This window comes from Streptomyces sp. NPDC058758, from assembly GCF_042746075.1.
Lineage (GTDB): Bacteria > Actinomycetota > Actinomycetes > Streptomycetales > Streptomycetaceae > Streptomyces.
In genome coordinates, this window is sequence record NZ_JBHYPS010000029.1 from 10,781 (window position 1) to 32,279 (window position 21,499).

At 71.4% G+C, this 21,499-nt stretch carries 25 protein-coding genes; 2 read left to right on the forward strand and 23 right to left on the reverse strand.

Features of this window, described 5'->3' with window-relative positions:
* Together ACFW6A_RS27815 and ACFW6A_RS27820 are read right to left on the reverse strand one after the other, a co-directional pair.
* The coding region (locus ACFW6A_RS27815) for a tetratricopeptide repeat protein (protein WP_386643702.1) at window positions 1-3,533 on the reverse strand (3,533 nt) is incomplete at its 3' end.
* Window positions 3,534-3,694: 161 nt separating this feature from the next.
* On the reverse strand, window positions 3,695-4,027 hold the full coding sequence (locus tag ACFW6A_RS27820) for a trypco2 family protein (RefSeq protein WP_386643705.1): 333 nt from the start codon (window positions 4,025-4,027) through the stop codon (window positions 3,695-3,697).
* A 478-nt stretch (window positions 4,028-4,505) separates the two neighbouring features.
* Between ACFW6A_RS27820 and ACFW6A_RS27825 the strand changes: the two genes are divergently transcribed.
* A complete protein-coding gene (locus tag ACFW6A_RS27825; RefSeq protein ID WP_386643708.1) occupies window positions 4,506-4,652 on the forward strand; it encodes a hypothetical protein in 147 nt (48 codons plus the stop codon).
* Window positions 4,653-4,823: 171 nt separating this feature from the next.
* Here ACFW6A_RS27825 and ACFW6A_RS27830 read toward each other — a convergent pair whose 3' ends face one another.
* The 18 genes from ACFW6A_RS27830 to ACFW6A_RS27915 all read right to left on the reverse strand — a co-directional run bounded on the left by ACFW6A_RS27830 (window position 4,824) and on the right by ACFW6A_RS27915 (window position 16,795).
* A complete protein-coding gene (locus ACFW6A_RS27830; RefSeq protein WP_386643711.1) occupies window positions 4,824-5,936 on the reverse strand; it encodes a ParB/RepB/Spo0J family partition protein in 1,113 nt (370 codons plus the stop codon).
* The gene (locus ACFW6A_RS27835) at window positions 5,933-7,180 is read right to left on the reverse strand and encodes a ParA family protein (protein WP_386643714.1); all 1,248 of its coding nucleotides are present in this window, start codon (window positions 7,178-7,180) and stop codon (window positions 5,933-5,935) included. Before ACFW6A_RS27835 ends, ACFW6A_RS27830 begins: the two co-directional genes overlap by 4 nt.
* 249 nt (window positions 7,181-7,429) lie before the next feature.
* Complete coding sequence (locus ACFW6A_RS27840) at window positions 7,430-7,933, reverse strand: hypothetical protein (protein ID WP_386643717.1); 504 nt, start codon at window positions 7,931-7,933, stop codon at window positions 7,430-7,432.
* Window positions 7,930-8,343 (reverse strand): hypothetical protein, encoded by a 414-nt coding sequence (locus ACFW6A_RS27845; protein WP_386643720.1) that lies wholly within the window; start codon window positions 8,341-8,343, stop codon window positions 7,930-7,932. The genes ACFW6A_RS27840 and ACFW6A_RS27845 overlap by 4 nt, the downstream gene beginning before the upstream one ends.
* A 108-nt stretch (window positions 8,344-8,451) precedes the next feature.
* The gene (locus ACFW6A_RS27850; RefSeq protein ID WP_386643724.1) at window positions 8,452-8,892 is read right to left on the reverse strand and encodes an NUDIX domain-containing protein; all 441 of its coding nucleotides are present in this window, start codon (window positions 8,890-8,892) and stop codon (window positions 8,452-8,454) included.
* 2 nt (window positions 8,893-8,894) lie between these two features.
* Window positions 8,895-9,386, reverse strand: coding sequence for a hypothetical protein (locus ACFW6A_RS27855; protein ID WP_386643727.1), 492 nt, complete (start codon window positions 9,384-9,386; stop codon window positions 8,895-8,897).
* 3 nt (window positions 9,387-9,389) lie between these two features.
* On the reverse strand, window positions 9,390-10,232 hold the full coding sequence (locus ACFW6A_RS27860; protein WP_386643729.1) for a hypothetical protein: 843 nt from the start codon (window positions 10,230-10,232) through the stop codon (window positions 9,390-9,392).
* A 7-nt stretch (window positions 10,233-10,239) separates the two neighbouring features.
* On the reverse strand, window positions 10,240-10,413 hold the full coding sequence (locus tag ACFW6A_RS27865; RefSeq protein ID WP_386643732.1) for a hypothetical protein: 174 nt from the start codon (window positions 10,411-10,413) through the stop codon (window positions 10,240-10,242).
* 29 nt (window positions 10,414-10,442) lie between these two features.
* Window positions 10,443-10,697 (reverse strand): hypothetical protein, encoded by a 255-nt coding sequence (locus ACFW6A_RS27870; RefSeq protein WP_386643735.1) that lies wholly within the window; start codon window positions 10,695-10,697, stop codon window positions 10,443-10,445.
* A complete protein-coding gene (locus tag ACFW6A_RS27875; protein WP_386643738.1) occupies window positions 10,694-11,137 on the reverse strand; it encodes a hypothetical protein in 444 nt (147 codons plus the stop codon). The genes ACFW6A_RS27870 and ACFW6A_RS27875 overlap by 4 nt, the downstream gene beginning before the upstream one ends.
* Entirely contained in the window at window positions 11,134-11,811 is a 678-nt protein-coding gene (locus ACFW6A_RS27880; protein ID WP_386643741.1) for a GGDEF domain-containing protein, read from the reverse strand. The genes ACFW6A_RS27875 and ACFW6A_RS27880 overlap by 4 nt, the downstream gene beginning before the upstream one ends.
* Before the next feature lie 211 nt (window positions 11,812-12,022).
* On the reverse strand, window positions 12,023-12,565 hold the full coding sequence (locus ACFW6A_RS27885; RefSeq protein WP_386643744.1) for a hypothetical protein: 543 nt from the start codon (window positions 12,563-12,565) through the stop codon (window positions 12,023-12,025).
* Entirely contained in the window at window positions 12,562-12,942 is a 381-nt protein-coding gene (locus ACFW6A_RS27890; protein ID WP_386643747.1) for a hypothetical protein, read from the reverse strand. Before ACFW6A_RS27890 ends, ACFW6A_RS27885 begins: the two co-directional genes overlap by 4 nt.
* 96 nt (window positions 12,943-13,038) lie before the next feature.
* Window positions 13,039-13,881, reverse strand: a complete 843-nt coding sequence (locus ACFW6A_RS27895; RefSeq protein ID WP_386643750.1) for a hypothetical protein — start codon at window positions 13,879-13,881, stop codon at window positions 13,039-13,041.
* Between the two features lie 86 nt (window positions 13,882-13,967).
* A complete protein-coding gene (locus ACFW6A_RS27900) occupies window positions 13,968-14,936 on the reverse strand; it encodes an AAA family ATPase (RefSeq protein ID WP_386643753.1) in 969 nt (322 codons plus the stop codon).
* Window positions 14,937-15,082: 146 nt separating this feature from the next.
* Window positions 15,083-15,391 carry a hypothetical protein gene (locus ACFW6A_RS27905; protein WP_386643756.1) on the reverse strand — a complete coding sequence of 103 codons (309 nt, stop codon included), beginning with the start codon at window positions 15,389-15,391 and terminating at the stop codon, window positions 15,083-15,085.
* 118 nt (window positions 15,392-15,509) lie between these two features.
* Window positions 15,510-16,166 (reverse strand): hypothetical protein, encoded by a 657-nt coding sequence (locus ACFW6A_RS27910; protein ID WP_386643759.1) that lies wholly within the window; start codon window positions 16,164-16,166, stop codon window positions 15,510-15,512.
* Window positions 16,167-16,282: 116 nt separating this feature from the next.
* Complete coding sequence (locus ACFW6A_RS27915) at window positions 16,283-16,795, reverse strand: hypothetical protein (RefSeq protein WP_386643762.1); 513 nt, start codon at window positions 16,793-16,795, stop codon at window positions 16,283-16,285.
* A gap of 263 nt (window positions 16,796-17,058) precedes the next feature.
* On the opposite strand from ACFW6A_RS27915, the gene ACFW6A_RS27920 reads away from it, so the two are divergent.
* Window positions 17,059-17,676 (forward strand): DUF6000 family protein, encoded by a 618-nt coding sequence (locus tag ACFW6A_RS27920; protein ID WP_351847746.1) that lies wholly within the window; start codon window positions 17,059-17,061, stop codon window positions 17,674-17,676.
* A gap of 55 nt (window positions 17,677-17,731) precedes the next feature.
* Here the strand turns inward: ACFW6A_RS27920 and ACFW6A_RS27925 are convergent, their stop codons facing one another.
* The 3 genes from ACFW6A_RS27925 to ACFW6A_RS27935 all read right to left on the reverse strand — a co-directional run bounded on the left by ACFW6A_RS27925 (window position 17,732) and on the right by ACFW6A_RS27935 (window position 21,431).
* Window positions 17,732-18,802: a hypothetical protein gene (locus ACFW6A_RS27925; RefSeq protein WP_351847698.1), complete on the reverse strand. Its 1,071-nt coding sequence runs from the start codon at window positions 18,800-18,802 to the stop codon at window positions 17,732-17,734.
* Between the two features lie 1,181 nt (window positions 18,803-19,983).
* Window positions 19,984-20,322 carry a helix-turn-helix transcriptional regulator gene (locus tag ACFW6A_RS27930; protein ID WP_014677494.1) on the reverse strand — a complete coding sequence of 113 codons (339 nt, stop codon included), beginning with the start codon at window positions 20,320-20,322 and terminating at the stop codon, window positions 19,984-19,986.
* Complete coding sequence (locus ACFW6A_RS27935; RefSeq protein WP_351847695.1) at window positions 20,304-21,431, reverse strand: tyrosine-type recombinase/integrase; 1,128 nt, start codon at window positions 21,429-21,431, stop codon at window positions 20,304-20,306. Before ACFW6A_RS27935 ends, ACFW6A_RS27930 begins: the two co-directional genes overlap by 19 nt.
* Window positions 21,432-21,499 lie beyond the last annotated feature (68 nt).

Genomic DNA, 21,499 nt, shown 5'->3' on the forward strand with positions numbered 1-21,499 from the left:
AGTGTGCGGCGGATGCGTACGGCCTCCTCGATCGCGGCCAGCCCCTCCGGTTGCCGCCCCACATCCGCCAGACGGTTGGACAGGTTGTTCAGGGACGCGGCGAGGGCGGGCAGGTAGGCGTCCGGGGTCGTCTCGGCCAGTGTGCGGCGGATGCGTACGGCCTCCTCGATCGCGGCCAGCCCCTCCGGTTGCCGCCCCACATCCGCCAGACGGTTGGACAGGTTGTTCAGGGACATGGCGAGGTCGGGCAGGTAGGCGTCCGGGTTTGCCTCCGCAAGCGTGCGGCGGATGCGTACGGCCTCCTCGATCGCGGCCAGCCCCTCCGGTTGCCGCCCCGCATCCGCCAGACGGTTGGACAGGTTGTTCAGGGACGCGGCGAGGGCGGGCCGGTAGGCCTCCGGGATCGCTTCTGTCAGCGCGCGGTAATGGCGTACGGCCTCCTCGATCGCAGCCAGGCCCTCCGGTTGCCGCCCCGCATCCCCCAGACAGGCGGACAGGTTGCTCAGGGACATGGCGAGGTCGGGCAGGTAGGCCTCCGGGATCGCTTCTGTCAGCGCGCGGTAATGGCGTACGGCCTCCTCGATCGCAGCCAGGCCCTCCGGTTGCCGCCCCGCATCCCGCAGACAGGCGGACAGGTTGTTCAGGGACATGGCGAGGTCGGGCAGGTAGGCCTCCGGGGTCGTCTCGGCGAGCGCGCGGTAATGGCGTACGGCTTCCTCGATCGCAGCCAGCCCCTCCGCCCACCGCCCCGCATCCCCCAGACGGGCGGACAGGTTGTTCAGGGACGTGGCGAGGTCGGGCAGGTAGGCGTCCGGGGTCGTCTCGGCGAGCGTGCGGCGGATGCGTACGGCCTCCTCGACCGCAGCCAGACCCTCCGCCCGCCGCCCCACATCCCCCAGACGGGTGGACAGGTTGTTCAGGGACGTGGCGAGGGGGGACAGGTAGGCGTCCGGGTTTGCCTCCGCAAGCGTGCGGCGGATGCGTACGGATTCCTCGATCGCGGCCAGGGCCTCCGCCCGCCGCCCCACAGCCGCCAGACGGTTGGACAGGTTGCTCAGGGACGCGGCGAGGTCGGGCAGGTAGGCTTCCCGGTTCGTCTTGGCGAGCGCGCGGTAATGGCGTACGGCCTCCTCGATCGCGGCCAGCCCCTCCGCCCACCGCCCCATATCCCCCAGCCGGAGGGACAGGTTACTCAGGGACGCGGCGAGGGTGGGCCGGTAGGTCTCCGGGGTCGTCTTGGCGAGCGCGCGGTAGTGGCGTACGGATTCCTCGATCGCGGCCAGCCCCTCCGCCCACCGCCCCACAGCCGCCAGCCGGAGGGACAGGTTGCTCAGGGATGTGGCGAGGGTGGGCCGGTAGGTCTCCAGGTTCGTCTCGGCGAGCGCGCGGTAGTGGCGTACGGATTCCTCGATCGCGGCCAGGGCCTCCGCCCGCCGCCCCACAGCCGCCAGACGGTTGGACAGGTTGTTCAGGGACATGGCGAGATCGGGCAGGTAGATGTCCGGGTTCGCCTCCGCCAGTGCACGGTTGTGGCTGGTGATGCTCTGGGCGAGGTGGACGGCGGTGCGGACGAGGCGCCGACTGGAGTGCGGCAAGTGGTCGTACAGGGTGTTGAGATCGTCGATTTCGGTGGTGGGGTCGGTGGTGAGGGTGTCGAGGGCGGTGATGAGGGGCTGGGGGTGGTCGGCCTGGACGGCAGTGGCGATGACGTGGGAGGCGAGCTGTTGCGGCAGGCTGGTGCACAGGCCGGTGAGGTGGGTGTCGAGGCGGCCGGCGAAGACAGGGTGGGCGGCGGCGCGGCTGTAGACGGTCAGGAGCTGGGCGGTCTGCGCGTCGTCGGCACCGTCGATGAGGTGCTCAGCTAGGGCGGGGTCGGTGTCCAGGACGCGTCCGATGTGGCGTTCGGCGAGCCGGTCGGGCTGGAGCGCGCCCCACGGCCGGCCCGGCACGGCCGGGGGGTAGAGGGCGGCGATCCAGGCGGTGACCTGGTCGCGCCGGTCGCGGGTCTGGTCGGCCAGGGCCGGGAGTCTGGACCACGTGCGGTCGGCCTGCTCGTGGTCGGCCGCGCCCACGAGGTGGGCGGCGGCCAGCGCCTTCTCCAGGGTGGCGCGGCTCAGGGCCGGGAAGAGACCGTGCGTAGCGGCGCTGTGCTGCCAGTAGCGGCGCTCGTGCCCCAGCAGCCGGTCCTCCACCTCCTGCGCCCGCTGGACCACCGATACCTCCGCCGTCTCTTTGCCGCCAGGGGCGGCCGTGTCGAGGAGGTCGGCGAGGGCGGTCATCTGCAGGGTCAGTGCGTTCGCGTAGCCGTCGTGGTCGAGCCGCGGGGCGGGCAGGGCGTCGGCGGCGGCGGCCCAGTCGTGGAGGGCCAAGCCGCGCACCCGGGGGAGAGCGCCGGCCAGGGCGCGGGCGGCGGTGCGGTAGGCCTGCGCGCGCGAACCTGGGGCCTGTTCCAGGGGTTCCATCGGGATGGAGGGGGCCTCGTCGAGGTGGTCCTCGGTGAGGCGGGTGGCGCTTTTGGCCTGGGTCCACCAGTCGCCGTCGGTGCGGGCCAGCAGCAGCACCTTGAACGGTGTGCCGCTGCCGTAGCCGGCGGCGGCCTCGACGAGCGCGGTCAGCTGCCCGGTGCGGGCCTCGGCGTAGTCCAGGACGACCAGCAGCGGTCTGGCCGCATGCCGCAGCTCGCGCAGTTCCGGCGCTTCGGTGTCCGAGCGCGGCCACAGCACCGCCCAGTTGTCGGCGGCCAGTTGTCCGGCCAGGTGGTGGGCGAGGCGGGTCTTGCCCTGTCCGCCCGGTCCGTGCAGCAGCCACGCTCCGAACCCGTTCCGGCCGCACCAGGTGAGCAGGCCGGTGAGCAGGTCTTCGCGGCCGTGGAAGGGCACCGTCTGCCGGCCCGCCTGCAGCAGCGCCGCGGGCGAAGCCGTACTCGCCCCGCCGCCGGCCTGGGCATCGGTCAGGTGCTGGAACTCCACCGCCTCCAGGCCGGCTGCAGGGCCGCCGTGCTCGGCCAAGGCCGCACGGAACGCCGGGTCGTAGTGCAGAACGTAGGCGGGGACGGCGTTCAGCTGGCCGTGCCCGGAATGCGCCCGGTCGGAGGCCACCACCCCTGTCAGCAGCTGGCCGCAGAACACGGCCGCCCCGGACAAGCCGCCCCACGGCGAGGTGTTCTCCTTGGACCACTGCGGGGGGTGCTGGAGCAGGTCCACCACGTACTGGTTGCCCACGAACCCGCTGCCCGGATTGATCCGCCCCTCCACCTGGACAGCCTCCACCGGCTGCCCGGGCCGCTGGGCCACATCGGGAACGCCCCACGTCCGGCAGGCGGCGCCGGGCTCGTCTGTGACCATCCGCCCCCAGCGCACCGCCCCCGGCGAGGGCCATGCGGGGTCCTCGTCGAGCAGGACCAGCGCGGCGTCGTCCCGCCCGCCGGGCGTGCCGCACCACACCACCTGCCCGCTCCAGGTGCTGTCACGGCCGGGCTGGAACACGTCGACCCGCCCGCCGGCCCGGGCCGCGACGTGGGCGGACGTCAGCACCAGGCGCCCGCCCACCGCATAGCCCGATCCCGGGCCCCCCGGACCGGCCACGCCCAGCACACGACCCCGCTCCACTCCAGCCCCCGCCATGCTTGTGCTCTGCTCGTACCCCGCTCACCGGCCACCGGGCGGACGGCCGACACGGTCCGCCCCGGTGCTGCCTAGTCCGGGATACGGCTGGACACGTTCCCCGGGCCGGCAAGGCGGTCCGGGGACCCGCTGACCAGCAGGTCACCGCCCTGCGCGTTCCTCGGCGTGAGCGTGAACGACACCCGGTGTGTACGGCCGCGCGATACACCGGCCTCGGTCTCCGCGCCCACCGCCCACAGCTTGAACCCGGCCTTCGCCTTCGCGTCCGCCCGCAACTCGACCTCGAACTCCATCTCCACCGGCCCCACCGCGAACACCACGTTCGGATCCGACCCGCCCCGTGCCGCCGCCGCGACAAGCTCGTCGCGCACCGCCGCCACCGCATCCACCAGAGGAATATCCACCGACCCCGCCCCTCATCCGACGAACCGACAACACCCCTACCGTAGAACCGTCGGCACCACCGCAGCAGGCGAACCCCCACACCCGCCCCGACTACCGACACAACCCTCCGTCAGGCACCCGGGTAAAACCGCGCAGCCACACCTCGCATCTCGCCGGGGAGGTCTCCCAGGCGATGCCGCCGCCGCGTGCAGGTGAGCTGCTCCACGATCCGTTAGCGCCGAGAGGCTGGGGGCTGCCCGGTTTGGTGGAGGACCCCGAGCGTGGCTGGCTGATCCCGACCGGGCTCCTCCTCGGCGCGGGCTTCACCCTCAGTGCCTCGCCCGGCCCGGCCGCGAGCTCGCGGAGAGCGGGTAACCATCCGGCCGGGTGGGATCGGCTGCAGTAGCTGGGGGCAGTCCAGCCATTGCGCCTCGATAAAGCCCCCTGTTCTCCGCTGGCTGGGAGAAACAGGGGGCTTCGTGCTTCCTGGAGGAGACCGTGCCGACGTACGAAGCCCTGCCCTGCTTCACCACCGACCTGGACCGCCTCACCCTCGCCCAGCGCCGCCGCTTCCGCCAGGCCGTCAACGCCTTCGTCGACGACCTGCGCACCGCCGCGGCCGCTTCCGCGCTGGCCTCCGCGTGAAGGGCGTCCGCAGCGCAGCCTGCGTCTTCGAGCTGAGCTGGGACGGCAACCGGCGGCCACCTGGCAGTACGGTCCCGAACTCGTCCAGGGCGTCCAGCACGTCATCTGGCGTCGGATCGGCGCCCACGACATCCTCGTCCGGCCCTGAGCGGCGAAGCCCGGCAAGCTCGGTTAGTTCTCTTCGAGCAGTCTTGCGGCAACCTCCTGCAGGATCTCAGCCAGTGCGGCAACGGCGGGCAGTTCGAGATCGGCCCGCAGATCTGCCACGACCGCCTCGACTCCCGTGCTTCGCTTGAAGTAGCGCTGGATGAAGGCGCTGCGCTGTTCTGGAGGCAGGTGGTCGAAGGCCAGGTCCATCAGGGCGGCGCCGTCGCTCAGTGCCACTTCTGTGGTTGTCGCTCCCCCGCTGGCTGGGGTCGGCTCAGCTGCAAGGGCCGGAACTGGGCTCTCCATCGGAGTGTTCGCTGGCGACGGCTCTGCCGGGCTGCGGGGGGCGGGCACATCATCTGTGGCGTGCCTGCGGTCTTCGAGGGGCGGGTTATCACGGCGTGATAGGTCACGCTTGGCGGCAGCTTTCTGCTCTGCCGCTTTCGCTCGGGCATCGGCTTTCGCTCGCTGCTCTTCGGGCGGCAGCTTGGAGAGGTTTCGAACGTGCTCGACCGTCCGTCGGCCGTCGATGAGATCTGCTTGGAGTTCGAGGTCGAGGTCGAGGATCGAGAGCTTGGAGGAGATGGTCGACTGGGCGATGCCGAGGCGCTTGGCGGCCTTGTTCTGTGAGCCGTAGAACTGGACGAGCTTCTTCAGCGCGTGGGCCTGCTCGATGGGGTTCATGTCGTCGCGATGGACGTTGGCCACGAACGCGGCTTCGAGGAGGGCTTCGTCGGTGGCGACAAGGCGGTTGTTGACGCTGACCCGGATCGTGGTGGCGCCAGCGAGACGTGCTGCTTCGAGTCGGCGGTGGCCGTCTACGACGATGTACCGAGCGCCTTCGTCCACGTCGCCAGATCGGTCGGGGCGCTCGGCCAGGTAGGAGTCGAGGGTGGCGACGGTGATGGAGTTGACGAGGCCGATCTCGCGGATGCTGTCGGCCAGTCCCTCTAGGTCGCGGAGTTCTTCGCGAGGGTTGTCGGGGTTCTGGCTGATGAGGTGGAGGGCGAGTTCGGTGGGATCGGGGACGCCTTCGGTGGGGGCGGCGGTAACGGCGCCGATCGCCGCGCGGCGGGCGCTGATGGGGCGGGCCTGGACGAAGGAGGCACCTGCGCCGAGGTTCTTGGCCTTGCTCACTTGCTGATCTCCCGGGCGAGGGCACGGAGGGCGACGGACTGCTCGCACCGAGGTGCGTAGGCGAGGAGGGGGCGCTTGGCGCGGACGGCTTCCTTCTGCTCCTTGAGGTCTCCGATGACGCCGACGACGCGCGGATCCTTTATGTCCATCCAGGACTGGAGGGAGGAGGTGGCGATGTATCCGCGGCGGGCGTCGTAGTGGTTCACGACGAGGCCGAGGTAGTCGATGTCGAGGGCGAGGTCGGTACGCATGTCCTCGATCTGCGAGGTGAGCAGGCCGTAGGCGTCAGCGCTGCTGTCTTCGGCCTGGACGATGATGAGGACGCCGGAGTTGCCGGCTTCCTCGTCGTTGCGGCGGCTCCCGTAGTAGGAGGCGGCATCCATGCTGAGGCCGAGGCTCGGGGGGCAGTCGATGAGGATGACGTCGTAGTCGGCTTCGACAGCGCGCAGGGCACGTTCGAGAGCGGCCTCCCGGGCACGGACCGAGGCGAGGCGGACATCGAGAAGGAAGGCGTCGGTGCAGGCTGGCAAGAGGTGGAGCCTGTTCCCGAAGCGGTCCTCGTCCACGGCGACGACGAGGTCGATCAGTTCGCCCTTGGCTTCGCCGGCCATGTGGTTGGTGAGGGAGTCGCCGTTCATGGGGAGCGGCTCGTGCCCCAGCTGCTTGGTGAGGTGGCCCTGGGGGTCGAAGTCGACCAGGAGGACGCGCTGTCCAAGACCGGGGAGGTCTTCAAGGGTGAGTGGCTCGTCGGGGCGGTCGTCGTCTTCGAGCAGAGCGGCAAAGTGCTTGGAGACGCGGACGGGGACGAGGGTGGCGGGGTCTTCTGCGAGGGCTTCGCCGAGACCGGCGGTGATGGCGGTCTTGCCGACGCCGCCCTTCTGGTTGCAGACGACGATGCGCCGGACTGTGGCGGGGCGCTTGGCCTCCGGGGCGGGGTGATTGTCGAGCCAGAGGGTTACGGCTTGGGCGATGCCCTGGGTGAGGGAGACGCCGCGGTTCTTGCAGTCGTCGCGGAAACCGTCCCACAGCCCGCCGGGCAGGAAGGTGGCGTAGGTTTCCGCGCCGGCGGTGTCGACAGGGGAGAGGTTCGAGCCCAGGCCGCGCCAGGCAGTGATGCCTGCTTCGACTGCGTTCTGCATGTCGAGTCCGTGGAGCGCGGCGCGGACCTTCAGGTCTTGTCGGAGAGTGCTGGTGAGTTTGGTGACGACCTTCTCCCGGTCGCCGCCCGTGTCAGGTGACGTCATGGGCGTCACTGTACTAACGGATCAGATCAAAATCTGCCATTGACTCGTTAGCAAGGTTACGAACTTCTCCTGGGTTATCACGCCGTGATAACCCGCCAGCCACCCAGGACGAGCCACCGACCTATCACGCCGTGATAACTCGCTAGCGGGCTGTTCGTCACGCCGGCACCTTGATCTGACTGGAACGCAAAAAGGCCGGTGCCCGCGCGTCTTCGCGCGGGCACCGGCCTTTGGACGTGATGGTGAGGATCAGCGAGCCGAGGTGGAGAGCACGCCGTGGTCGGGGTCGGGAATAGCGACGACCGCGGTCGGGGCGGCGGGGTGCCTCATAGCGGTGATCGGGACAACGCCGGGTTCCTCGGGCCTGGCCCAGGCGAGGCGCCAGGTGTCATCGGGGCGACAGTGGATCGTGGCGTGGGCGTGGATGGCGCGGGGGATGCGGGGGATCGTCTCGTCGTGGTCGTCGCCGGGGTAGAGGCACCAGCGGGTCCAGGCGTGGATGCGCTGCATGTAGAGGGCGGCGGCGTGGATGGTGGTGGCCCAGCGGTGGTGGCCGAGTAGAAGGAAGACCGCAGGGTGGGAACCAGGGTCGGCGCCCTGGGCGGGCAGGCCGGTAATGTGCAGGCCACCGAGGACCGGGATAAAGCCGAGGACGGCCGGGTCCTGGTCGGGGGCCCAGATCCGTTCCGCGGGGTGCATGGTGCCGTCGTCGCCCGCACTGGTCGCGAGGTCGTACAGGGGGGCGGCGGTCATGCGCTCGCTCCGATGTCGGTGGCCTTGAGGACGCGGGGGAGGTGGACGTGGAGGTGTTCGACGTCGACCTGGCGGCCGCGGGCGCGGAGTTCCCGGGCGAGGAGTTCGGTGAGGCTGGCGGCCCTGTGCTTCCCGCCCGCGCAGCCCAGGGCGATGCGGCGGGGGCCGGCGGGGAGGGCGGCGTAGTCTGCGAGGTTGGCGAGCAGTTCGCGGGCGCCGGGGGTGTTGAGGACGATGCCCTGGACGCGGGGGTTGAGGCCGTCGAGGTCGAGGATGTCGCGGGCGGCGGCGGGGTCGCGGAGGCGGTCGCGGACGTCTTCGATCCGGTCGGCGGCGGGCGGGACGGGGGAGCCGTCCGGGCCGGTGGGCAGGTGGAGGTAGCCGAACGAGATCAGGCGGATCGGACGCAAGGGAGTCTCCTGCTCAAGGTGAAGGCGGGAACGTGCGGAACACGCCCGGTAAGGCCGCCCTGTGGTGTCTGGGCAGCCTCACCGGGCGCGGAGACGGGTGCGGTGGGGTCAGCGGGTGGTGCGCAGGGCGGCGTTGAGGATGTCGGCGTGGTCGAAGGCGAGCGGCTGGGGGAGGTCGGTCAGGGGCCACCAGCGGGCGTCGCGGGCGTCGTCTCCGGCGGTGGCCTGGGTGTCGGCGGGGACGGTGGCGAGGTAGGTGACGGTGGCGAGGTAGGTGACGGTGACGTACCGGCCGCGCGGGTCGCGGTCGGGCTGGTCCCAGACGCCGACCAGGCGCAGCTCGTCCTCGGTCACGCGGACGCCGGTCTCCTCCTCCAGCTCGCGCACGGCGGCCCGGAGAAAGGTCTCCCCGCGGTCGACGTGTCCGCCGGGGAGCGCCCAGTGGCCCTCGTAGGGGTCCCAGCCGCGTCGGATGAGCAGGACGCGGCCGTCGTCGGTGACGGCGACGACGTCGGCGGTGTAGCGGATGTTCTCGGGGTGGCCGGCCATGGTCAGTCCTTCTGGTCGGGGTCGTGGGTGGACCGGGTGCGGGTCTCGTGGGCGTGGATCAGGTCGGTGATGGCGTCGGCGTGTTCGGCGGTGCCGACCCAGGTGCCGGCCTCGGTGAAGACGGGCACGCTGTCGCTCTCGGGGTCGAGGACGACGAGGTAGGGGCCGTAGCGGTCGAGGGTCATCTCGGCGAAGTCCCGGGCGGGTGCGGGGGCCAGGAGCTCCAGGGCGTCGACGTCGAGGCGCGGGCCGCTCTCGTCGCCGGGGCCGGGCAGGACGAGGTGGCCGCCGACGCGCAGCAGGTCGCCGGGCCGCATCACGTTGAGCAGCGCGTGCGCGAAGTGCGGCTGGACGGTGCGGCAGGCCCAGACCGTCTCGTCGGCGGCGGCGTCGGTGGGCGAGGAGATCACCCGGAACCGGGCGGTCAGGCCGTCGTCGCCGGGGACGGGGATCTCGTCGAGGTAGCCGTCGAGGACCAGGGGTATCGCGGTCATCGGTCAGCCCGCCTTCCGGGCCGGGTGGGCGGCGGCGTACTTGTCCAGGACCGCCTTGGACGGCAGGCCCCGGTCGGCGACCTGATGCCCGTTGGCGCGCGCCCAGGTCCGGATCCTGGTGAGCTCGTCGCGGCTGTAGGTGCCGCTGGTGCCGGTGCGGATCGGGATCGGCGCGGTGACGGCCGCCGTGGTAGTTCGGGTGCCGGCCTTCACGGCGCGCAGCTCCTGCTCGGCCTGCTCCAGCGCCTGGCGGGCCTTGGCGACGCGGGCCTCCGCCTCGCGCTGGGCGGCCTCGCTGTCGCGGCGGGCGGACAGCTCGGTGAGGGCGGTGGTGATGCGGGCGGCGGCCTTGCGGACCGAGGCGGCCTGGTGCGCGGCCGCCCAGTCGACCAGCGTCTGGAGGGAGTCGGAGGTCGGGAGCGGGATGACGGGCACGTCGATCGCCGGGGTCAGGGAGGCGGCGGTGCGGGGGAGGTCGAGGACCTGGTCGGCGATGAGGTCGCTCAGCTCGGCCTCGGTCAGGCCGGTGGCCTCGCGGATGGCCTGCTCGTCGGCGCCGTCGGCGTGCATCGACAGCGCGACGGCCTCGTGCGCGGAGCGGGTCGAACCGGTGGCGGTGGGGTTCGTCGTCATAGGTGCGTCTCCGGTTTCCGGGAGGAGGGGGAAGAGGTCGGTGAGGGTGTCGGGGTCGCGGGGGAGGTCGAGGACGTCCAGGAGCTGGGCCAGGTCGTCCTTGTCGTGGGCTCGGCGGGCGACGGTGCGGGCGGCGGCGCCCTGTTCGTCGTCGGTGCTGGGGTTCAGGGCCAGGGCCTGGGCCTTGGCGCTCTCGGTGAAGTCGTCGAACACGGCTCTCCTACGCGGCCTCGGCGGTGGTGGTCGGGCGCGGGCGGCGCTGGGCGAGGAGGAGGACCTCGCGGTTACGGCGCTGCTGCTCGGGGGTGAGCCGGCGGGGCCGGGGGCCGTCGCGGTGCCACAGCGGCGAGGCCGGCGGCTCGGGGTAGGCCAGGGCGTGGTCGGTGTCGCTCACAGGTGCCTCCAGACGGTGGAGGGAGAAGGTCAGGCGTGGTCCTTGCCCTTGCCGCTCTTGGGCGGGTCGGAGACGAACCGGGCTGCGCCCGGGTTGGCGGCGTTCCAGCTCTCCGCGCACGTCTTGTGCACGGGCTCGCCGTCGTGGGAGCGCAGCGGGGTGAACTGGCGGCACAGCACGCACCGCTCGGGCCAGGCGAAGTGCGAGCCGTCGCGCCAGTCCAGGAGGCGGACCGGCACGACGGGCGGCTCGGGCGGTGCGGGTGTCGGGCGGCGGGTGCTCATGGCCGGAACTCGGGGAGCTGGTCGAGGACGCGCTCCAGGAGGTCCGGCGCCGGGCGCCAGGGGCCGAGCTGTCCGGTCGCGGGAACCGGCAGGGCGAGCTCCTGGACGCCCGTGAGCTCGAGGTGCCAGGCCCCGGGGAGCGACCACGGCGTGCAGGGGGCCGCGTCGTCGGGGTCCTGGTGCAGGGCGGCGATGCGGGCGATACCGAGGACGGCGCCGGTCATCAGCTCGCGGCCGCGGACCGCGTGGGCGACGAGCGGGTCCCGCAGGGCCCGGCGGTCGATCTGCCCGCCGGCGTGCAGCAGGACCCAGCCCGGTCGCCAGAGCGGCCGGGGCCGGTTCTCGATCGTCTTGTGCCCGGCGAGGATCGCGGCCGTCCAGGGCTGCCTGATGGTGATGCCCCGGATCCAGTCGCCTTCGGGGAGAGGGGCGGTGCTCATGCGGCCCGTCCCCACGAAGCGGTGCCCGGACGCCCGGCACGGCGGCCGTTGACGGACGGCACGGAGGCGTGCGCGGCGGTGGCGAAGACCGCCCGGCCGGAGTGCTTGCCCTCGTACAGCGCCGTGTCGGCGGCCCGCTGAAGCACGCTCAGGTCGCGGGAGGCGACCGCGGCCGGGGTGGCGACGCCGACCGACGCGGCGACGTCGACCGTCCGGCCGTCGTCGAGGACGACCGAGGTGTGCAGCATCCGCACCAGCTGCTCCAGGCGCTGGACGCGGCGAGCGGCGGGCAGCTCCAGGACGAGCGCGAACTCGTCGCCGCCCAGACGCCCGACGGCGGCGGCCGGCCCGGCCCACGCGGCGAGCCGGGCCCCGAACGCGGCGAGCACGCTGTCGCCGGCGGCGTGGCCCAGGCTGTCGTTGATGGCCTTGAACTTGTCCGCGTCGACCATGGCCACGACCGTGTTGTCGCCGTGTCGGGCGAGGAGGCGGCGGGCGCGGTGGGTGTAGGCGTCGCGGCGCAGCAGGCCGGTCAGCGGGTCGCGTTTCGTGGCGGCCAGACGGCGGTGCAGGGCGGTGGCGTGGACGGCCCAGCCGGTGAGCGGCACGGCGGCGGTGGTCAGCAGGAGTGCGCGGGTCTCGATCCGGGTCCGCAGCTGTGTGACGGGGTCCATACTGGGGTTTCCCTCTCGTCGTGTACGGGACGGGCTCAGCCCTGGGGCAGGCGCCGGTTTGGACGCCATGACGTCTGCCTCGGGGCGTTTTCGTGTCGGGGTGCCGATGGTCCGGCGGTGTGCCGGACAGGCCGTGAGGGGCCACCGCGTCCGCCCCGCCCCCGGGCCGTGTGGGCTCGGGGGTTGGGCGGCACGGAGTGCTCTCACGTGGTCAGTAGCCGCGGTGGTCGTCGACGACGTCGGCCGTCTCCACGAGCTGCGCGGCCAGGCGGTGGAGCTCGCGCGCGGCGTCCCGGACGGGTCGGCGGTGGATCAGGTCGGCGGCGAAGGCGGTGCTCTTCTCGGCGAGCTCGCTCGCCTGGGTCGCGAGGACCTCCTCGGCCGCGGTGTCGCCCGGTGCGGCGGGCAGCTGCGCGAGGAGCTGGTGAACCACAGCGGCCATCACCGTGCTCGCGTCGGTGAGGTCGCCGGTCGACAGCCAGTCCTCCAGGCCCTCGTGCCCGGTCAGGTCCGGGGTGTAGGCACCGGTCGGCGTGACGGCGGTGGTGCCCTTCGTCCACGCCTGCAGGATGATCCGGCCCTGGTACGGGTCGGCGCCGACCCTGCGGTCGGTGACGGTGTGCACGAGGGTGACCGCCCGGTCGCCCGGCCGGGTGTCGGGCACCCAGGCCGAGCCCAGGCGCTCGATCAGGAGGGCGCCGAGGCGCTCCAGCGGGTCGGGCCGCACGGTCGGGTCGGTGTCGGTGCGGGTCACTGGGCGCTCCTGTCGGCGGCCATGGGGGCGTGGTGGTGGGGGCGGCCGGGGGGGCCGATGACGGCGGCGATCTGCCGGGTGGAGAGCAGGTGGCCGGACCGGTCGAGCTGCTGGTGGAGCGCGGTGACCATGGCGTCGCGGCAGCGCAGCCGGGTGACCTCGGCGAGGAGCCAGGCGATGTCGGCCGGGGCGCAGGCGATGAACTCGCCCGCCGGGAGCGGGACGTCGCCGCTGGTGCCGAGGACGGCGACCGGGCGGCCGGTGTGGTCTTCGATCAGACCGCTGTCGCCGGCGCGCTGCCGCCAGGCGGCGTCGGGCAGCGCGGCGAGGCGGGCCCGGATCTCGGGCAGCCGGTCGGCAGAGGGGACGGGGTTCATGTGGGTGTTCCTCACGCGGGAGAAGAGCGGGCCGGGCCCGTGATGGCAGGCCCGGCCCGGCGAGAGCCGGAAGGAGGGAAGCGGCGCGGGGTGCCGTCAGGCGCGGTAGACGGCCGGGCGGATGCCGGCCCGGAGCTCGCGGATGATCGAGCAGGGGCCCTTGGCGGCGCAGTACGCGTCGTCGGTGTCCGGCAGGGCGTTGCCCTGGGCGCCCCACATGTCGCGGGCGACCGCGTTGACGGCGCGCAGGATCTCGCCGTCGCTGGGGCGGCAGGCGCTGTTGGTGGTGCCGACGCCGTTCCGGTGGGCGCTGACGATGTGCTGGCGGGCCTGGCGGGCGGCCCAGCGGCGGCTGCTGGGGCCGGTGTTCTCGTGCACGTCCCCGCCGCTGTGGAAGGTGTCGAGGTGGCAGGCGGTGCAGTGGTAGGTGACCATCTGTTGCGGCTCGCCGCCGCGGCTCCACGTGCCCTCGAACTCGTAGACGATGACCTCGGCGCCCCGGACCTGGGTGTGGGCGAAGGCGGTGACGAGACCGACGCCGTCCGCGACCGCGCCGCGCGCCTGCACGTTCCAGAAGGTGCGGGGGATGTAGTCGTCCCAGCCCTTGCCGTGGGGCCACTTCGCGTACATGACGCCCTGCGAGGGATCGAAGGTCGCCGACCCGTCGGCGTTGTCGTGCTTGTACTGCTCAATCTGCTCGATCGATCCGAAGTAGATCGCGGAGAACTCCTCGGACTCCAGGAAGATCAGCCCGTACCCCTCGCGGGTGTGGTGGTCGTTCTCCCGCAGCATCTCGACCATGTCCTCGTATCCGGGGGTGCCCGGGGCGATCGTGCCGACGAGCGGCAGCCGGTACCGGTCGCAGCTGGTGACGTGGGTCGGGTTGGTGTCGCTGACGTTGTGTGGAGTGCCGTACGTGGTGGTGATCGTGATGCTCATGGCCTGGGGTCCTTCCCTGGTCGGCGGGCGCCCGGCGGGGCCGGGGCGCGGCGGGTTGTGGTTGTCCGGCGAGGCGTTGGGGCGTTTCAGGCGCGGATCGCGTCCGCGTACGGCGCGGCCAGGTCCTCGAGGTCGTCCTCCTGGTCGTCGTGCTCGGCACCGTCGCCGTGGACGGTGCAGACGGTGTCCGCGCCGGTGAGGGAGCTGGTGAGCGCGTCGAGGAGCGTGGTGACGGAGTGGGCGGGGGCCCAGGCCGGGGCGGTGCACTCGTCGACGGGGCAGGCGGTCAGCAGGTCGAAGCCGTAGTCGCCCTCCCCGTCGACGTCGCGGCGCAGGGCGAGGATGAGCCGGTCGGCGCCGAGGGTGATCTCGGCGACGCGGTCGCCGCCGGCGAGCGTGGAGCCCTCCACCCACCGCCACAGCGGCAGCACGGTGTCGCCGAAGACGCGGCGGACCAGGAGGAGGGAGCCGAGACCCGGGTGGCCGTCCCAGCCGAGGTCGGCGCGGCGGGCGTCGCTGGCCCGCTGCAGCAGCGGCTCCAGGCGGTGAAGCTGGTCGGCGAAAACGACGTGGTCGAAGCCCTCGCCGCGCAGGCCCGGGTAGGCGGTGACGGCGGCGGCGTGCTGGGCGCGGACGGTGTCGGCGGGCACGGCGCGGTCGGGGGTGCGGGCAGTCTGCCGGATGACGCACAGGGAGACCGGGGTGCCCATGAGGACCGCGACCGCCGGGACGCCATGGCGGCGGGCGGCCTGCACCAACCCGGCCCGTACGGCGCGCTCGCAGTTCGTCGAGTCGATGACGGTCGTCTTCTTGCGGGCCAGGCGGGCCTCCAGAACGGTCCGCAGGGCGGCGACCGCGTCGGCCGTCGCACCCTGGTCACCGGCGGAGTCCGAGACCATCGCCCGGAAGGCGTCGAGCTCCAGCACCTGGGAGGGCTTCCAGGTCGAGGCGAAGGTCGACTTGCCGGAGCCGGCGGCACCGATCAGGACGACGACAGCCGGGTCGGGGATGGTCGTGTCGAGGGGCTGCAGCGTGGCGTTGAAGGTACGTGCCATGAGTGCGATTTCTCCTTCGCGGGGGAGGGGCGCGAGCACCGGAGGGCGAAGAGCGAGGGAAGCGGTGAGGGCCGCCGCTCGGTGCGCCCCGCCCCTCGTCAGGGGCACGGGGGCGGGGTGCACGCGGAGCGGGCCGGCGGTTCGGGTCAGTCGCCGGCGGCGGCGCGGTACTCCTGCGTCATGTCCCCGACGAGCGGGCGCAGGAGCTCGTGGGCCCGGGTCAGGAAGACGTCGCGGTCGGTGCCGGTGGCACGCAGGGCCTCGTCGAGGTGGAGGGAGGCGGTCTCCAGGTCCTCGTGCCCGTTGATGCCGGCCGCCTCGTAGCGCGGGGCGGCGGTGTCGAGCTGGCTGATGAGGGCGGCGAGGTCGGTGGCCGGGGGCTGCTGCGCGACGTAGGCGATGTCGTCGGCGTAGCGGCGGATGAGGGTCTCGGCGGTGAGCACGGTGGCGGTCATCGTCGTCTCCTGCACGGTGGTTCGGCCGATGTGGCGGCCGGGGCCGGGCTGTCCGGTCCTCCGCACCGCCCCCGGACCTCCGCGCGGTGCGCGGGCCAGGGGGCGGCACAGGGAGCCGTCAGACCGTGCTCGGCGCCACCGCGTCGAGGTCCTCGGCCGTCTTGCGGGCGCGCGGGGCGAGGTAGTCGAGGATGTCCCGGACGTTGGTGACGGGGACCGGGGTCGGGTCGTCAGCGGTCAGGAGCGTGTAGCGGGGCTCGGCGATGCCCCGCTCGCTCTCCTCCCGGCTGTAGTGCAGGACCGTGCCGGGGGCGAGGTAGTAGCTGGCCTCGCCGTTGATGTAGCCGCGCCACCGGCCGGGGTTGCTCAGCAGCTGGTCGCTGAGGTCGATACGGTAGGCGGCCTGGGCGGCGCGGCGTGCGGCGTCGTCCTCGGCGGCCGCGGTGACCTGGTCGAGCGCCTCGCCCAGGCCGCTCGGCACGGCGGCGCCGCGGGCCTCGGCCGCGCGGGTCTGGGCGGCGGCCCGCATGTCGGCGGCGTCGGCCTGGGCGAAGCGGCGGCACACCGGGGCGAGCAGCGCGTCGGCGACCGTGGTGAAGAGGAAGACGCCGCCGAGCGCGACGGCGCCGGTGGCGGCCAGGCGCAGGTCGGCGTCGAGGGTGGCCGGGTAGTAGGTGTATCCGACCACGGCGCCGCTGGCGGCACCGGCCAGCATGGTGACCATGTCGGCGCCGTCGAGCAGGGCCTGGATGGAGCGGCGTACGGAAGCGCGCACAGCGGTTCTCCTTCGGAGATGCGGGGAGGGCGGCCCGCAGGACAGCGGGCCGGTTCAGCGAGGGAGTTCGTGATGCCCGGCCGGGCGGCGCGGACGGAGAGTGTGCGGGCGGCCGGTTACCGGGACTTCGCGCCGGTGGTGGCGACCAGGGCGGCGACCGTCTCCCAGCCGTGGTGCCAGGCGGCGTCCAAGTGGAAGGCCCCGTTCATACCGAAGTCCGCGAGCTTGTAGAAGTTGGTCTTGCCGGTCCTGGTGGCGAGCTTCTCCAGCAGGCCCTTGCCCGGGACGCGCCGGTCGGCGGCGTAGTGGGTGCCGAAGGAGATGGCGAGGGCGGCCGCGGCGGCAGTCGGGTGGACCCGGATGCCGAGCGCGCGGGCGCCGAGCCCGGCGACGATCGCCTGCGTGGCCGTGTAGGTCAGGCAGTGCTCCAGGCACGCCTTGCGGCCGTCGGCCGTGCCGTGGACCGTCTTCTTCTCGGTGACCGGGTCCTGGTAGGTGACCGGGTGGTCGTCGGACGCGCCCTTCACCCGGGCGCAGAAGTCGCTCTGCACCCAGAAGTCGCCGGCGGCGCTGGCGGCTCGGGTCAGTCCGAGCAGGGCGGCGAAGACGGCGGGACGGTGAGCCTGCATGAGGGGTCCTCTCGGGTCAGGCGGCCAGAAGGTGCGGGGCCGGGGGAGCGGTGTAGGAGGCGGGGTCGGCGGGCGTGCTGTCGTAGCACTCCAGGCACGAGCCCAAGGTCTTGAGCGGTGTTGGCGGAGTGCACTTGTTCCGTAGCTGCGGTATTCCAGTGCCAAGGCGCCGCGGAAGCCGCGTGGGCCATCGCCTGTCCTCGGACAAGCCGGGCAGGGAACGGGCTGGCCCCGTTCCGCATCAGCAAGGCAAGATCGGTCGTGTGATACGCGATCCTCGTGACGATGCCGAGTTGCTAGCCCTGGTTCGCCGGTACGTCACGCCCGAGCGGCGCTACCTGAAGCTCGGCGGTGGCTTGCTGAGCATGCAAAGTCCTGAGTCCGACCGATTCATGCGAGACCTTCGTGAGGACGCGGGACTCATCACCGCAGAGGAGATCGCCAAGCTTCTTGAGGGCAGCTGGCGTGAGCGGAGAACTGCGGCTTGGCTCGTAGCCGTCTCCCGCCGGACCGAGTTCCGTGAGCGTCTCGGGGAACTCCTGCTGGCCAGCGAGGTCTGCTGCGCTGGGCTGGCCTACAGCGTGGCCCTGGCCAGCTTTGGAACGGCACGCGACGCTGATCTGCTCGCCGACTATCTGGATCGCTACCTCCGTCGTCCTGACCTCGGATACGACCAGACTGTCGTCATGGGCGCTCTCCAGTTCATCGATCTGAACCTCGGAGGCGGTCAAGCCGACCGCTTCCGGCAACCGGGTGGCCTGTGGCAGCAGTGGCTCCAGGACGCACCTCACATGCAGGACGACTCGGACCCCGCCCCCTACTTTTTGAGCCTCACTCGTCGGCTCTGCGCATTCGTTGACGAATGCGCAGAGGCGCTATGACCGCTCCCATCTCGTGGTGGTCTCTCTGGACCATGGCCGCCGCCCGGAGAAGCAGTCAGATCTGCGTGCGGGACGCGATGTAGTCGAGCCAGTCGCGTCTGGCGTATCCGGTCCAGCGGGTGGCATTGCTGATGCTGGTGCCGGTGAGGTCGGCGAGGACGGACGCCGGCAGGTCTGTGGCGAGCGCGAGACGAGCATTGTTGCGGCCAGCGCGAGGTGCGATGCCGTGTCGGCGGAGCTTCAAATTGAGGTAGGTGGCTCCGAGAGGGCGGGCGGGTTCCTGGCCGGGGAACAGCCACGGTGTTGTGCTGGCTGTCTGATCAAGCTGCCAGCGTGCCCGACACTGGTCACGTTGCGCACGGACCAACCGGGCGACTTCGGGCGGCAGCAGAAGACGATGGCCTGCGAGGTTGAGCGCCACCATCGCGTTGTCGTCTACGACGTCGCGCACGGTGAGTTCGAGCAGTTTGGTGTGCTGCAGGCCGAAGAGGAGCGTCAGGGCACCAGCCGTACGAACATCGAGAGGCAGAGAATCGTCGCCGAGACACCGGTGTAGCTGCTCGGTCTGCTCCTCGTCCGTCATGAAGACGCTGGGTGCGGCGATGCGTGCCCGGGGAACTACGAGCTCGCCGACAAGGCTCCGACCTCGCGCCCAGGTGATGAAGGCACGCACCTCACGACGTTCTACAGTCCCTTCCTCCAGCCACATCTCGAGTTCTGGCTGTGTGAGTTCCCCGAGAGCGGTGCCGTGCTTGTCGAGCCAGTCGAGCAGTTCCAGGGCCCGGCGCAGTCGCGATCGCATCTGGTGCTGTGTGCTGGCGCGTAGCGGGCGGTGCCGATGGGCCCGGCGGATGCGGTGGAGCAGATACCAATGAGTGAAGGGGATGACGAGCTGCCTCTGAGGGAGCGGTGCCTGGGCCAAGAGGGCGTCCGCCCAGCGGGGGAGGGCCTCCAATCGTTCGTCGCGCGGCGGCAGCACCGCGGCGACGACGAGGACGTCGCGGATGTAGCGAGTGGTCGGCGTGTTGGGGAGGTCGTCGAGCTGTTGGTGGGTGATCTCCTCATCGGAAATGGCTAGCTGAGACAGGAGGCCAGGCACTCCGGCGCGGGTCAGCCAATGCGCCACTCTGCGGGGGCGTCCTGCGGTGGCGAGAGCCGAGTGGAAGTTCTGCCGCTGTGCGGGGACCGCTTGATCTCGCCCTCCGAGAGCTTCGGCCAGTTGTTTCGTGATGAAGCAGCGGGTGCACAACTGCTCGCGGAAGATTTTGTCGCTCGTGCCGCAGCGTAGGCACGCGTAGGTGAGATCGACTCCGGCGCACGGTCCACAGATGCCGGCCTCTGTTTCGGCGGAACCGATCAGTGGACGTCGCTCTTCGCACTGAGCGCAGGCGCCGGGGCGTGCGCGCACTGCCGCGTAGCAGTGTTGGCAGACCGGTCCCATCGGCCAGTAGGCATGGACAGGACGGTCGTGGAGACAGCGCGCGCATGGTCGCGTAGGGCGAGGACAGCAGCTCTGGCAGAACGGCTTGCCCGCCACCCTGCGCGCGCAGGTCCGGAGCCGGCCGCAGGAGGAGCAGGCGACCGGCGGAGCGTGATAGCAGCGGGAGCACAGATCGGGCCTATCGTCGCCACCGCGCCGGTCGACCGTACGTACTTCTCCACAGCTGCCGCAGCGGCGCTCAGGTTGTCGGTAGCAGCGTCGGCAGACCGGTCCGTCCGCCGAGATCGCTTGGACTGGGGCCTGAACTCCGCACCCGAAGCAGGTGCGCTCAGGACGTGGGTGGCATCCCTGACAGCGGACACTGCCGTCGGGCATGCGGTAGGTCGCGCGGCGTACGCGCCCGCACTGCCCGCATGCGGTGGCAACGTGTTTGCCGTAGCAGGTGCCGCAGAGCGGGCCGTTCGGACCGCTGCCATTGATCCTCATTTGGCGGCCGCAGCCTGAGCAGGTCTTCGGCGGCCGCACCCGGTAGGCGCAGCTCGAACAGCAGTGTCCGGCCGGGAGGCGATGCGTGAGCTCGCGCGAGATCTTTCCGCAGCCGGCGCACGTCGGCAGGGTGACCGGGCCGTGCCCGGCGGCCGCCAGGGCATGGGCGAGCCTCACCAGGTTCTGTGGAGGCGTCGGGCCCGGATTCGTCAGGGCGTCTTGGTGCTGCTGGAAGTGGCGGGCAAGGGCGACGCAGGAACGTGCTGTGATCTTCGCGCGTTCCAGGGCCTCCGCAGCCTGCTCGCCGGTCACCCCTGTGAGCTGGGAGGTGAGGTATGCGACGACCTGTCGATGTGCCTCGCCGAGGCGGAGGGGAGCGGTCATTCCGCGCCAGGGCGTCGGATCGTCGTGCGACGCGCCTGCGGCCGGGACACCGGCTGCTCGCCGACAGTCTTACGCACCTCAGCGTTGGTGACCTCCACCCGGATCAGGTCGTTGGGCTCACACGCGAGGATGTCGCACAGTGCGGCGAGCGTGTCCATGGACAGTCTTTGCGGTGTCTGCGTCACGAGACGAAAGACCTGCTCACGTGACAGATGCACGCCGCGTTCGGCCAGCAGCGGGACCAGTTCCGTGGTCTGGAACATGCCCTTCTCTGCCATCCGGATCCGTAGCTGCCAGTCGATGGCCATCTTTCTGATCACGTTTCCTGCCCCCATAGATCGCCGTGCCGGGCTTGCAGTGAGCGTCGTAGTAGCCGGTTTCGGTACTCGTCCGAGACGTGGCTGTAGATGGCCGTGGTGCTGGCGTAGGCGTGGCCGACCTGGTCCTGGACGAACTTTTCTGGATAACCGAACTCGATCAGATGGGTCACGTAGCTGTGCCGCAGCGAGTGCAGGTCCAGCTCCGCGGGCAGGTCGGCGGCCCGGCGCACTGTCTCGAAGGCGTCGTTCAGCCGTCTCAGGGACATCCGGTCGCGGCGCTCGGTGATCCAGAACGCCGGGTGCTTGCCCGGCACGAAAGCGGGGCGGACCTCGCTGACGTACTGGTCCAGGACGTCGACGATCCAGTCCATTTCCGGGACGGTCAGAACGCTGCGGCGCTTGGGAGGTCCGCCCTTGGATGCCTTGCCGTGACGGACGAAGATCGCTCCGAAGCGGCCGTAGTCGGCGACCTTGGGATTCCGGCGCAGGTCGCACAGGTCCAGGCCGCATGCTTCCTGGCGCCGCAGGCCGAAGGCGTAGACCGTCTTCAAGACCATGGCGTCGCGAAGGGCCGCGAGCGAGCCCTTGCGTCGTCGTGCGCGGATCTCCTCGACACGGCCGTCGGCGGCGTCGAAAAGGGTCTGGACTTCGTCGTAGGTGAGCGGACGCCGTTCGGCGGCTCCCTCGTACTCGCTGGCGTGGGTGATCGTGTTCCACTCGTGCAGGAGCTGGACCGGAGCCCGCCCGAATCGCTCGTTGCATGTGGACGGCCAGCCGTAGCGGGCGTCGGTGATGTAGTCGAAGAACAGCCGAAGGTCGTTCTGGTAATTCCGTACGGTCGACACGGCGAGCGGCCTGCCAGGGCGCCGGGTACGAAGAGCGTCGAAGAATGCCTCCACCTCGGCGGGGTCCCACTGCCACGGGTACTCATTGGTAAATCGGGCCAGTCGACGGACCAGCGCGATCCGGGGGTTGATCGTCGACTCCCTCAAGAAACGCGTGCGCTGCTGTAGTGCCCAGCCTTCCAACATCGCTTCCAGGACGGCAGGTTCGGGGTCCAGGTGCACGACTCCGTCGGCGAGGACCAGGCGCGCGGCTCCAGGCATATCAACGACAGCACTCACGATGCATCTAACGCATCATCGTTGAGTCGGTAACGGGTGCCAGGTCAGCGCATCCCAACCAACCACCG